Annotated in this window: 11 protein-coding genes and 1 pseudogene; 6 read left to right on the forward strand and 6 right to left on the reverse strand. The window is 62.2% G+C overall.

Annotated features, from left to right (window positions below; all coding sequences use genetic code 11):
- Positions 1-32 precede the first annotated feature (32 nt).
- The 4 genes and pseudogenes from PI93_RS16975 to PI93_RS16990 all read right to left on the reverse strand — a co-directional run.
- Positions 33-768: pseudogene (locus tag PI93_RS16975) on the reverse strand (sulfate/molybdate ABC transporter ATP-binding protein); the annotation flags it as partial.
- A 27-nt stretch (positions 769-795) separates the two neighbouring features.
- Complete coding sequence (cysW, locus tag PI93_RS16980) at positions 796-1,701, reverse strand: sulfate ABC transporter permease subunit CysW (RefSeq protein ID WP_080759252.1); 906 nt, start codon at positions 1,699-1,701, stop codon at positions 796-798.
- Between the two features lie 30 nt (positions 1,702-1,731).
- Positions 1,732-2,595 carry a sulfate ABC transporter permease subunit CysT gene (cysT, locus tag PI93_RS16985; RefSeq protein WP_039371988.1) on the reverse strand — a complete coding sequence of 288 codons (864 nt, stop codon included), beginning with the start codon at positions 2,593-2,595 and terminating at the stop codon, positions 1,732-1,734.
- A gap of 24 nt (positions 2,596-2,619) precedes the next feature.
- Entirely contained in the window at positions 2,620-3,651 is a 1,032-nt protein-coding gene (locus tag PI93_RS16990) for a sulfate ABC transporter substrate-binding protein (protein WP_039371984.1), read from the reverse strand.
- Positions 3,652-4,052: 401 nt separating this feature from the next.
- On the opposite strand from PI93_RS16990, the gene lexA reads away from it, so the two are divergent.
- Together lexA and PI93_RS17000 are read left to right on the forward strand one after the other, a co-directional pair.
- Positions 4,053-4,706: a transcriptional repressor LexA gene (gene lexA, locus PI93_RS16995; protein WP_039371981.1), complete on the forward strand. Its 654-nt coding sequence runs from the start codon at positions 4,053-4,055 to the stop codon at positions 4,704-4,706.
- Between the two features lie 168 nt (positions 4,707-4,874).
- Positions 4,875-5,303, forward strand: a complete 429-nt coding sequence (locus PI93_RS17000; protein WP_039371978.1) for a hypothetical protein — start codon at positions 4,875-4,877, stop codon at positions 5,301-5,303.
- Between the two features lie 38 nt (positions 5,304-5,341).
- Here PI93_RS17000 and PI93_RS17005 read toward each other — a convergent pair whose 3' ends face one another.
- A complete protein-coding gene (locus PI93_RS17005; RefSeq protein ID WP_039371975.1) occupies positions 5,342-6,454 on the reverse strand; it encodes an enoyl-CoA hydratase/isomerase family protein in 1,113 nt (370 codons plus the stop codon).
- Positions 6,455-6,670: 216 nt separating this feature from the next.
- Positions 6,671-8,494, reverse strand: coding sequence for a translational GTPase TypA (gene typA, locus PI93_RS17010; RefSeq protein ID WP_039371972.1), 1,824 nt, complete (start codon positions 8,492-8,494; stop codon positions 6,671-6,673).
- Between typA and PI93_RS17015 the strand changes: the two genes are divergently transcribed.
- The 4 genes from PI93_RS17015 to PI93_RS17030 all read left to right on the forward strand — a co-directional run bounded on the left by PI93_RS17015 (position 8,493) and on the right by PI93_RS17030 (position 12,242).
- Positions 8,493-8,702 (forward strand): hypothetical protein, encoded by a 210-nt coding sequence (locus PI93_RS17015; protein WP_144400338.1) that lies wholly within the window; start codon positions 8,493-8,495, stop codon positions 8,700-8,702. The two genes, typA and PI93_RS17015, sit on opposite strands and share 2 nt — an antisense overlap.
- Before the next feature lie 168 nt (positions 8,703-8,870).
- Positions 8,871-9,290 carry a MarR family winged helix-turn-helix transcriptional regulator gene (locus PI93_RS17020; RefSeq protein WP_039371969.1) on the forward strand — a complete coding sequence of 140 codons (420 nt, stop codon included), beginning with the start codon at positions 8,871-8,873 and terminating at the stop codon, positions 9,288-9,290.
- A 118-nt stretch (positions 9,291-9,408) separates the two neighbouring features.
- Positions 9,409-10,926, forward strand: coding sequence for an efflux transporter outer membrane subunit (locus PI93_RS17025; protein WP_039371967.1), 1,518 nt, complete (start codon positions 9,409-9,411; stop codon positions 10,924-10,926).
- 80 nt (positions 10,927-11,006) lie between these two features.
- Complete coding sequence (locus tag PI93_RS17030; protein WP_039372100.1) at positions 11,007-12,242, forward strand: HlyD family secretion protein; 1,236 nt, start codon at positions 11,007-11,009, stop codon at positions 12,240-12,242.
- Positions 12,243-12,265: the final 23 nt, after the last annotated feature.

Genomic DNA, 12,265 nt, shown 5'->3' on the forward strand with positions numbered 1-12,265 from the left:
GGCGTCTGCAATGAAATCGTGCGTGCGCAGCTCCCCGGACAACCGGTTTGCGGCGCCGAGAAACTCATAGACGAATGCGCTTTCCGGCGTGTCGTAGACGTCCTGCGGCGCGCCGATCTGCTCGACCTTGCCGCGATTCATCAGCACGATACGGTCGGCCACTTCGAGCGCCTCTTCCTGATCGTGCGTCACGAAGATCGTCGTGATGTGCAGTTCATCGTGCAGACGGCGCAGCCAGCTACGCAGCTCCTTTCGCACCTTGGCGTCGAGCGCGCCGAACGGTTCGTCGAGCAACAGCACCTTCGGCTCGACGGCCAGCGCACGCGCCAGTGCAATGCGCTGACGCTGCCCGCCCGACAGTTCCGCCGGGTAGTGATCGGCCAGCCAGTCGAGTTGCACGAGGCCGAGCAATTCATGCACCTTGTTGCGAATCTGCGCGTCCGACAGACGGTCGCGGCGCGACTTCACGCGCAGGCCGAACGCCACGTTCTCGAACACCGTCATGTGACGGAACAGCGCGTAATGCTGGAACACGAAACCGACCTGACGCTCGCGTGTGCCGACCGACGCCACGTCCTCGCCATTGAGCACGACGCGACCGGCGTCGGCAAACTCAAGGCCCGCGACGATGCGCAGAAGCGTGGTCTTGCCGCAGCCGGACGGCCCGAGCAGCGCGACGAGTTCGCCCGTGGGAAATTCGAGACTGACGTCGTCGAGCGCCGCAAAATCGCCGAAACGCTTCGAAACCTGCTGTACCTGAATACTCATTGTCTTGCTCCTCGATGCGATGTCCGCTCAGGCCACCACGGCGTCTTCACGACGCGCGGCCTTGTCCTGCGCCAGCTTGCGTTCGGCCCAGAGCTTCAGGGCCAGCGTGGCGAGTGCCAGCAGCGCGAGAATCGATGCCGCCGCGAACGCGCCCACCGTGTGGTAGTCGTTGTATTCAATTTCCACATGCAGCGGTAACGTGTTCGTCTCACCGCGAATGTGGCCGGAGACGACCGACACGGCACCGAACTCGCCCATTGCGCGGGCGTTACAAAGAATCACGCCGTACAGCAGGCCCCATTTGATTTTCGGCAGTGTCACGCGCGTGAACACTTGCCAGCCGCTGGCGCCCAACACGCGCGCGGCCTCTTCTTCCTCACTCCCCTGCGCCTGCATGAGCGGAATCAATTCACGCGCGACGAACGGGAACGTGACGAACACCGTCGCGAGCACCAGCCCCGGCAGCGCGAACACGACCTTCAGGTTGTGCGCGTCGAGAAAGTCCCAGATCGGTCCCTGACGGCCGAAGATCAGCAGGAACGTCATCCCCGCGATCACCGGCGAGACCGAGAACGGCAAATCGATGAGCGTGGTCAACACGCTCTTGCCCTTGAAATCAAAGCGCGCGATCGCCCACGACGCCGCCACACCGAACACCAGATTCAGCGGCACGGCAATGAGCGCGATCAGCAGCGTGAGGCGAACGGCGGAGAGGGCGTCGTCGTTCGTCAGGCCATCCCAGTAAGCGGCGAAGCCCTTGCCCAACGCGGTGACGAAGACCGACGCGAGCGGCAACACCAGAAACAATGCGAAGAACAGCAGCGCCACGCCAATGAGCACGGCCTTGACGAGCGCGGGCTCGTCGGTCGGATCGGCGTTACGAGCCTTGGTGGCTTGCGGCAGGTTGCGCGACAGTGCGAGTGAATCTGACATGATCGAAACGTTCTCTTTCGTTTTCCGACATCACACGCCACTGGCGCGCCGGCCCGAATGACGGCGTTGCAGCCACCATTGCAGGGTATTGATCAACAGCAGCAACACGAACGAGATCACCAGCATCACCACGGCCAGTGCCGCCGCGCCTGCGTAGTCGAACTGTTCGAGCTTGGTCACGATCAGCAACGAGGTGATCTCCGAGACCATCGGAATGTTGCCGGCGATGAAGATGACCGAACCGTATTCGCCCACGGCACGCGCAAAGGCCAGCGCGAAACCGGTCAGCAGCGCAGGCAGCACGGCCGGAAGAATCACGTGACGCAGCGTCTGCCAGCGTGTCGCACCCAGGCACGCGGCGGCCTCTTCCTGCTCGCGCTCGAACTCTTCGAGTACCGGCTGAAGCGTGCGCACCACGAACGGCAATCCGATGAACGTGAGCGCCACGAAAATGCCCAGCGGCGTGAAGGCGATCTTGATGCCGAGCGGCTCGAACCAGCGACCGATCCAGCCGTTCGGCGCATAGATCGCCGCGAGCACGATGCCGGCCACCGACGTGGGCAACGCGAACGGCAGGTCGATCAGCGCGTCGACGAAACGCTTGCCCGGGAACGTGTAGCGCACCAGCACCCACGCCAGAATGAAACCGAAGATGGCGTTGAGGATGGCGGCCGCCAGCGAGATGCCGAACGTGAGGCGATACGACGCCAACACGCGCGGCGAACCCACTGCGGCGACGAAGCTCGCCCAGTCGAGCGAGCTTGCCTTGATGAAGACCATCAGCAACGGCACCAGCACCACGAGACTCAGGTAGGCGACGGTGTAGCCCATCGTCAGGCCAAAGCCCGGCAAGGCACTCGGCTTGCGCCAGAGGGGAAACAGTGCGGTACTCATGCGGAGGTCCCTGTCGTCTTGACGTTATTTCTTGGTGTAGATCTGGTCGAAGATGCCGCCGTCGGCAAAGTGCTTGGCCTGCGTCTTCGTCCAGCCGCCAAGATCGGCGTCGACGGTGTAGAGCTTGAGCTTCGGATATTGCGACTCATACTTCTTCGCGATTTCCGGCGAGCGCGGACGATAGAAGTGCTTCGCAGCGATTTCCTGACCTTGCGGCGAATACAGCCATTGCAGGTAGGCCTCGGCAGCCTTGCGGGTTCCGTGCTTGTCGACGTTCTTGTCGACCACGGCCACCGGCGGCTCCGTCAGAATCGACGACGACGGCACCACAATGTCGAACTTGTCCGGACCGAGATCCTTGACCGACAACAGCGCTTCGTTTTCCCAGGCGATCAGCACGTCGCCGATGCCGCGTTCCACGAAGGTCGTGGTCGCGCCGCGGGCGCCCGAGTCGAGCACGCCGACATTCTTGTAGAGCGCCTTGACGAAGTCCTGCGCCTTTTGCTCGTTGCCGCCCGGTTGCTTGAGCGCGTAGAGCCATGCGGCGAGATAGTTCCAGCGGGCACCGGCCGACGTCTTCGGGTTCGGCGTCACCACACTGATGCCGGGCTTGACGAGGTCGCCCCAGTCCTTGATGCCCTTCGGGTTGCCCTTGCGCACCAGCAGCACGATCGTGGAGGTGTACGGCGTGGCGTTGTCCGGCAGACGCTTCTGCCAGTCCTTGTTCACGAGACCGGCCTGTGCCAGTTCGTCGATATCGGCTGAGATACCGAGCGTGACAACGTCGGCGGGCGCGCCATCGAGCACGGTACGGGCTTGCTTGCCCGAGCCGCCGTGCGAGGCCTTCACCGTCACCGTGTCGCCGCTGGTCTGCTTGTAATGGGCTTCGAAAGCCTTGTTGTAGTCCGCGTACAGCTCACGCGTCGGGTCATACGACACGTTGAGCAACGACAGGCTTGCCGCCTGCGCCTGAATCGTCATGCCGGCGGCCAGTGCCAGGCCGCCCAGAGCGACCACCAGCTTTTTAGCTTTCCATCCCCGTGCTGCTTTGCTCATGACTTGCACTCCTTGTTTGCTTCTCGTGTGTAGGAGGCCAGTCTATGAGGGCGGCTAAATAATTAAAAATAATATTTTTTCTTTTGTTTATGCCGGAATAAGGATTAGAGAAATCGTGCTGAGCCGTCGATTTTGGCGGCTCAAATGGGCTCGGCGCCCTCTCCGACGGCCGTCAGCGCCCTCGTCCCCTTGTCAATTAATGCGAGAAAGACCGTCCGCGCGCTTGCCGTGTCCTGCGTTTGACGGCAGGTCCGGTGCGCCAGAAGCCTTCATGGCTGGACATTGCAGCATCAGACTGATGCCGAACGGCAAGAACTTCACGCACTACTTGAAGTTTTCCCTTGCCTTTTTGCAAACACTGTACAAAAATACAGCCACCTGTGCTTCCATACAGTGATGCCATGATCAAACTTACCGCACGTCAACAGCAGGTCTACGAACTGGTCCGACAAGCGATTGAGCGCACCGGCTTTCCGCCAACGCGCGCTGAAATCGCAGCCGAACTCGGCTTCTCTTCCGCCAATGCCGCGGAGGAGCACCTGCGGGCGCTGGCGCGCAAAGGGGTGATCGAACTGGCAGCGGGTCAGTCGCGTGGCATTCGCCTCAAGCGTCTGGATGAAGCCGGCGGTGTGCACCAGTACACCTTGCCGCACATGGGCCTGATGCAGTTGTCGCTGCCGCTCGTCGGGCGCGTGGCTGCCGGCAGCCCGATCCTCGCGCAGGAACACATTGAGCGCAACTTCCAGTGCGACCCGAACATGTTCGCGCGTCAGCCCGACTACCTGTTGAAGGTGCGCGGGATGTCGATGCGCGACGCAGGCATTCTCGATGGCGATCTGCTGGCCGTGCAAAAGGCCGCCGACGCTCGCGAAGGTCAGATCGTCGTGGCACGTCTTGGCGACGATGTCACCGTCAAACGTTTTCATCGCGTGCCGGGTGGCGTCGAATTGATCGCCGAGAATCCCGACTTCGAGAACATCAACGTCGACGAAGGTAGCGGCGACTTCGCGCTGGAAGGGATTGCGGTCGGCCTGATCCGCAACAACGACCTCTAAGCGCGAATCCGGGGACTGCGCGCCATCGCGCAGCGCCTCACTCCCTGAAGATTTGTATTTCCGACTGCGCCGGGCTGGGTCCGGCGCCCGTGCCCTGCTGCGCCCGCGATTCGCGAAATACGCGGCAGGACGCGCCCCTCAGACCCACATTGGAACAAGGATCGCATCATGGCTCGACTCTTTGGTTTGCTGCGTACGTCTTTTAGTCAACCGCATGTGCGCGTGTCGTCACAGGCCCGGATGTCGGCCGTATATGGACTCTCGGCGCTGTCTGGCCCGTTCGCTTCAGCACCCGTTGTCGCTCGCTCCTATACGGTGCCGGCACGCTCGCGTACCACCGCGCTGCCCCGCGCGCTCACGGCTGCCGTGGCGTCGGCAACGCGTCGCGTATGCCCCTCGGGGAAAGCGATCAAGGCATCGCGCAACGTGCGCGAACTTCAGCGTCGCGATGCACACGAGACGGATACGGCTCACGAGCGTCATGACGTGCGCGTGTATCGCGACGTGTCGCATATCGTGATGGTCGGCAGCATTGCCGACATCTGCCGCAAGCTCGATCAGGCCGTCGGCGAGCAATTCTGCCTGGCAGCGGTATAGGCTTCGGATAGACCCGCCGCCACACGCCGCAGCAGGACTTACTGACCGAGTTGACGCAGCGGGTTGTCCGCGCCCGAGCGATCGCCCTCGAAGAATCGCGTGACGTCGGCGGGTTTCACCGACTCGATATCGGCATGCTGCCAACGCGGCGCATGGTCTTTGTCGACAACCAACGCACGAATGCCCTCGACGCTCTCCGCGCCGGTACGGCCATCGAGGTTGAAGACGCTGCGCATCATCAGCCACTCTTCACGCAGATCATCGGCCAACGAGAGTTTGCGTGCACGACGCACCTGCTCCAGCGTGACACACACCATCAACGGCGAGCGTTTGCTGCGCAGCAAGTGTTCCGTCTCCTGTGCCCATCCTGAGTATTCGCAACGCGCTTCGTGCTTGAGCGACTTCAGGATGGCCGGCATGTCCGACAGGCCGAAGTGACTGTCGATCACATCGCGCAACGGTGCGAGCTTGCCTGGCGCCAGACCGGCGGGAGCAAGACAGTCTCGGGCGAACGTGCGCGCAGCGTTGAGCACCGCCTCGCTGTCCTGCCATTCGCCATTTGCCAGCAACTCGCACAGCGCGGGCAGTGAGGCACGCGGCACGACAACGTCGGCGAGGCCGATCTCGCATGCATCGATCGCGCCGAACACAATGCCGGTCGTGCCGAGATACTCGCCGAGATGTCCCGCGAGATTCGCGAGGAAGAACCCACCGCCAACGTCGGGGAACAAGCCGATCGCCGTCTCCGGCATTGCCATTCGCGTCGCTTCGGTGACGATACGCAATGCGGCGCCTTGCGAGATACCCATGCCGCCGCCCATGACCACGCCATCCATCAGCGCGATATAGGGCTTCGGATACGTGGCAATCGTGTAATTCAGTGTGTATTCGTCAGTGAAGAAATCCATGATGTCGGTGCGCCCCGCGCTCACGGCCTCATGGAAATAACGAATGTCGCCACCCGCACACAACCCCTTCTCGCCTTCGCCTTGCAACACAACGCCCAGCACCTTGGGATCGTCACGCCAATCGCCCAGTGCTGATGCCATCGCACGAATCATGTCATGCGAGAGCGCATTGAGCGCCTTCGGGCGAGTCAGGGTGATAAAGCCGATACGGCCGCGGATTTCGGTTCGAACAAATTCGGTCATGTCTGGCGAGTGCTTCAGAAATGTCAACGGAACGGACGCGCGTGCGACGTCGTCCTCTCGGGGGCTATCGACAGCATGCGGGCACGCATGCACCGCATCTCAGAAACCACAACGGAAACAAAAAAAGCCGGTGCGAGAGGCACCGGCTTTCTTTCCAACAGATTAGCGTCGACGCAGCGGATCGTTATCCGCTACGCCGCGACACCATCGCCGGTTTTACTTCTGCTCACGCGATGCGCGCTTGCGCTCGTGTTCCACGAGGTAGCGCTTGCGCAGGCGAATCGTCTGCGGCGTGACTTCGACGAGTTCGTCGTCGTCGATGAATTCGACGGCGTATTCGAGGCTCATCGCGATCGGCGGCACCAGACGCACGGCTTCGTCGGTACCCGACGCACGCACGTTCGTCAGCTGCTTGCCCTTGATCGGGTTGACCACGAGGTCGTTGTCACGGCTGTGGATACCGATGATCATGCCTTCGTACAGCGCGTCGCCCGGCGACACGAACATGCGGCCGCGATCTTGCAGCTTCCACAGTGCGTAGGCCACGGCAGCGCCGTCGTCCTGCGAGATCAACACGCCGTTGCGGCGCTCACCCAACGTACCATCCTTGAGCGGGGCGTAGGCGTCGAAAATGTGGCTCATCAAGCCCGTGCCACGGGTCATCGACAGAAACTCGCCCTGGAAGCCGATCAGGCCGCGAGCCGGAATGCGGTACTCGAGGCGGGTACGGCCACGGCCGTCCGACACCATGTCCAGCATTTCGCCCTTGCGGCGGCCAATTTCTTCCATGACCGCGCCCTGGTGTTCGTCTTCCAGGTCGATGGTCAGCATTTCATACGGCTCGTGCTTCACACCGTCGATTTCCTTGAGCACCACGCGCGGACGCGACACGGCCAGTTCATAGCCTTCGCGACGCATGTTCTCGATGAGAATCGTCAGGTGCAGTTCGCCACGGCCAGACACTTCGAAGACGGAGTCTTCAGCCGTATCTTTCACACGCAGCGCCACGTTGTGATTCAGTTCCTTGTGCAGACGATCGCGGATCTGACGGCTCGTCACGAACTTGCCTTCACGGCCCGCCAGCGGCGACGTGTTCACGCAGAAGTTCATGGTCAGCGTCGGCTCATCCACCGTCAGCAGCGGCAGGGCTTCCGGCGTGTCGACGTCGCAAATCGTTGCGCCGATACCCACGTCTTCAATCCCGTTGATCAGCACGATGTCGCCCGCTTCCGCGCCTTCCGGCGACATCACGCGCTCGAGGCCACGGAACGTCAGCACCTGATTGATCTTGCGCTTGAGCACTTCGCCGTCCGGGCCGAAGCGCATCACGACTTGCTGACCCGGCTTGATACGGCCACGCGTGATACGGCCCACACCGATACGACCAACGAACGTCGAATAGTCGAGCGAGCTGATCTGCAATTGCAGCGGCGCTTCCGGGTCGGCTTCGCGAACCGGCACGTGTTCGAGAATCGCGTCGAACAACGGCTTCATCGTGCCTCCGCGCACTTCCGAGTCGAGGCTCGCGAACCCGTTCAGGGCCGACGCGTAGACGATCGGGAAGTCGAGCTGCTCGTCGGTTGCGCCGAGCTTGTCCATCAGATCGAACGTCTGGTTGATCACCCAATCCGGACGTGCACCCGGACGGTCGATCTTGTTGACCACGACGATCGGCTTCAGACCGAGGCCCAGGGCCTTGCGGGTCACGAAGCGCGTTTGCGGCATCGGGCCTTCGACGGCGTCGACGAGCAACAACACGCTATCGACCATCGAAAGCACACGTTCCACTTCACCGCCGAAGTCCGCGTGTCCCGGGGTATCGACGATGTTGATGTGCGTGCCTTCGTACTCGACGGCGCAGTTTTTGGCGAGGATCGTGATGCCGCGCTCTTTTTCAATGTCGTTCGAGTCCATCACGCGTTCAGCAACTTGCTGGTTTTCGCGGAAAGTGCCCGATTGGCGCAGCAACTGGTCGACGAGCGTGGTTTTGCCGTGGTCGACGTGCGCGATGATGGCGATATTACGGAGAGCGCGGGTCATGAAAGAGGTGCTCGAAAAAGCCTTTGGAGAATCAGCGATTCTACCACTTGCGCATGTCTCACGTCATGGCATTTCTGCAATGCAACAACGGTGTGCCGCTTTGACTCACCTTCGTCACGAATTCCTCGTCACCCTTCCCCGTCCATTTCCTACCGTCGCGCACCAAGATAGAGCAAACAATCTAATTTTTGACGAAATATTTGCCTAGTCAACTATTGCATGGCCTTGAAATTTATTAAGTGGACGCTATAATCGTGACTAGTCAACCATTGCAGCAGCACGAAAATGAGCGAACCGCCCGTCACCCTCTCCGCTACGACGCCCACGTCGCAGCCGGACGCCCCCCCAGAGCGACCCTCCCCGCAACGCATACGACATTGACGATTCCCTCGGGTATCTCGTTGCCCGGGTGCGTCAGCTGATCATGGCCGAGTTGACGAAGGAAACCTCGCAGTACGGCCTGACGAGCACGCAGGCGACCATGCTCTATAAGGTGGCGACGGGCAAGAGCAAGACGGCAGCCGATCTGGCCCGTGATTACTGCATCGACGCGAGCGCGGTCACGCGCTTGCTCGACCGGTTGGAAGCCCACGGTTTGCTGGTCCGCGAGCGCAGCAAGATGGACCGCCGCACGGTGAATCTGAGTGCGACCGAAGCCGGATACGCCATGGCCGACCGGATGCCCGACATTTTCGTGCGTGCCGCCGACCATCTGATGCGCGGTTTTTCCGTGGAGGAAGTGGGCTTTCTGAAGAGTCTGTTACGGCGAGTGATCGCCAACGGCGAATCGGGGTGACGGCGAAAACCGTTCCGATCCGCCCCAGAAAAGCATGACGAGTCCACTATTTCATACCTCGTCACTGCCCGATTCCCGATTATTGTCAGTACAAGACTTCACTCGTAAAGGTTTTGCGATGAAAGCGGCCTCACCGTTACTCCCGCGTTTGCGGGCCCGCTCAGCGATTTCCGCCCTCTGTCTGGCGGCTGCGACGCTGGGCTTTGCCGGTTGCGCGAACTTCGCCGGCATCCACAGCGACAAGCAGATCAGCACTCCCGATCAGTATCAGACCCAGCGCAGCCTGCCCTCCGAGGGCGGCCAATGGCCGGGCACCGATTGGGCGCAGCGCTTTGGCGATCCGCAACTCGTCTCGCTGATCGACGAAGCCCTTGCCGGCAACCCCGATCTGGCCATGGCCGCCGCCCGCTTGAAGGCAGCGCAGGCGCAGACCGAAGGGGCAGCCGCAGCGTTGCTGCCGTCGGTCAACTTCTCGGGCGACGTCTACCGCACCCAGTTCACGGAAAACACCATCTATCCGCCGGGCTACGGCGGTACGTGGTTCACGCAGGGCGATCTGACGGCCTCGCTGTCGTGGGAACTCGACCTGTGGGGTAAGAACCGGTCGGCGCGCGCGCAGGCCACGTCGGCCGAGCGTGCCGAAGAAGCCGAAGATCAGGAAGTGCGACTCGCGCTGGCGACGGCGGTGGCGCGCTCGTACAACCAGCTCGCGCAGCAGTACGCGCTGCATGACGTACTCGATCGCATCAGCAAGCAACGCCAGAATCTGGGCAAGCTCACGGCGGACCGTGTGCGCGCCGGTCTCGACACGCAAGTCGAGCAGAAACAGGCCGACAGCAACAGCGCCGACATTCAGACGCAAATCGCACAGCTCGACGGTCAGATTCTGCTCACGCGCCATCAACTCGGCGTGTTGCTCGGCAAAGGTCCGGACCGCGGACTGGAAATTGCACCGCCGAAACTTGCCCAATTGCCGACCCCGGCCCTGCCTGACAATCTGCCGCTCGCCCTGCTCGGCCGCCGCCCGGACATCGTCTCGGCGCGCTGGGGCGTGGAAGCGCAGCTCAAGGGCGTGGACGTCGCCAAGGCACGCTTCTATCCCGATGTGAACCTCAACGCCGCCTTCGGCTTCTCCACCTTCGGGCTGGGCAAGCTGATCGATCCGAGCAGCCAGAATATGCAGGCCGGCCCCGTGATTTCGCTGCCGATCTTCGACGGCGGCCGTCTGCGCGCCAATCTGAAGGGCCAATACGCCGCCTATGAAAGTGCGGTGGCGAACTACGACTCGACACTCAACAAAGCGCTTGGTGACATCGCCGATCGCATGTCGTCGATCCGTTCTGCCGATAAGCAGATGGTGTCGCAGCGCGTGGCACAGGACGCCGCACAACGCGCCTACGACCTGGCCATCGATCGCTACAAGGCTGGCCTCACCCCGCAGTTGACCGTGCTCACCGCCGAATCGTCATTGCTCGCGCAGGAACAGGCGCGCGTGAATATCGACAGTGCGCGACGCGACCAGCAGATCGGCCTGATCAAGGCACTGGGCGGTGGATTCGATGCACAGGCATCGGGCCTCGTCGTGGGGCAGGAGCGCTCGGCAACGACTGACGGCGACGCCGCACAAACGCACTGAGCGCCAGACACCCGATACACGCCACACAAAACAGACAAGACAACGTCACGGCACATTGAGAGATTAGTACGGAGCAAATGATGAGCGATAACCAACAACAAGCGCCTGCCCAGCCGGCCCAGAGCAATGGCAAACGCCGCCGCATGATGCTGACGCTGACGGCCGTGATTGCCATTGCGGCGATCGGCTACGGTGCCTATTACGCGCTGTACGCGCGTTACTACGAAGACACCGACGACGCATATGTCGCGGGCAACGTGGTGCAGATCACACCGCAGGTGGCGGGCACGGTCACCGGCGTGAAGGTCGACGATACGCAGATGGTCAAAGCCGGCCAACCGCTGGTCACGCTGGACCAGACCGACGCCCGCGTGGCGTTGCTGAAGTCCGAAGCCAATCTGGCGCAGACCGTGCGTCAGGTGCGCACGTATTTCGTGAACAACGACGCTTACGCCGCCACGGTAGCCATGCGCGAATCGGAACTGGCCAAGGCGCAGGCCGACGTCAAGCGTCGCGAAATGGCCATTGCCACGGGCGCCGTCTCGCGTGAAGAGCTGGCCCACGCTCAGGACGCCGTGAAGGCGGCGCAAGCCTCGCTCGAACAGGCGCGTGCGCAATTGGTGTCGAACAAGGCGCTCACCGACAAGACCTCGGTGACCACGCATCCGAATGTGCAGCAGGCCGCCGCCCAGGTTCGCGCGGCCTATCTGGACTATGCCCGCACGTCGATCCCGGCGCCTGTGGATGGTTACGTGGCCAAACGCTCGGTGCAGGTCGGCCAGCGCGTAGCGACGGGCGCCCCGCTCATGGCGCTGGTGCCGCTCAACGAAGTCTGGGTGGACGCCAACTTCAAGGAAGTGCAGATCGCGCACATGCGCGTGGGTCAGCCCGTGACGCTCACGGCCGACGTGTACGGTTCGTCGGTCGAGTACAAGGGCACCGTCGCCGGCTTCTCCGCAGGCACGGGCAGCGCCTTCTCGCTGCTGCCGGCGCAAAACGCCACGGGTAACTGGATCAAGGTCGTGCAACGTCTGCCGGTGCGTATTGCGCTCGACGCAAAGCAGTTGCAACAGCACCCGCTGCGTGTCGGTCTGTCGATGCAGGTCAAGGTCAATGTACGCAACACGGACGGCAAGGAGCTGGGTGAAGCCCCGACGCTGCCGGTGTACTCGACCGACGTGTACGACAAGGTCGGCCACGACGCCGACGACATCGTCGCCAAGATCATCACCGAAAACGCGGGTGCTGCGGCTGCCTCTGGCAACGGCGGCGCCAGCGACACGCGCAATCAGCCGGCTCGCGCACGTCCCCTGTAAAGCGGAGGGGGGTGCCCCCCACC

Origin of the sequence: Pandoraea fibrosis (assembly GCF_000807775.2) — a bacterium.
Lineage (GTDB): Bacteria > Pseudomonadota > Gammaproteobacteria > Burkholderiales > Burkholderiaceae > Pandoraea > Pandoraea fibrosis.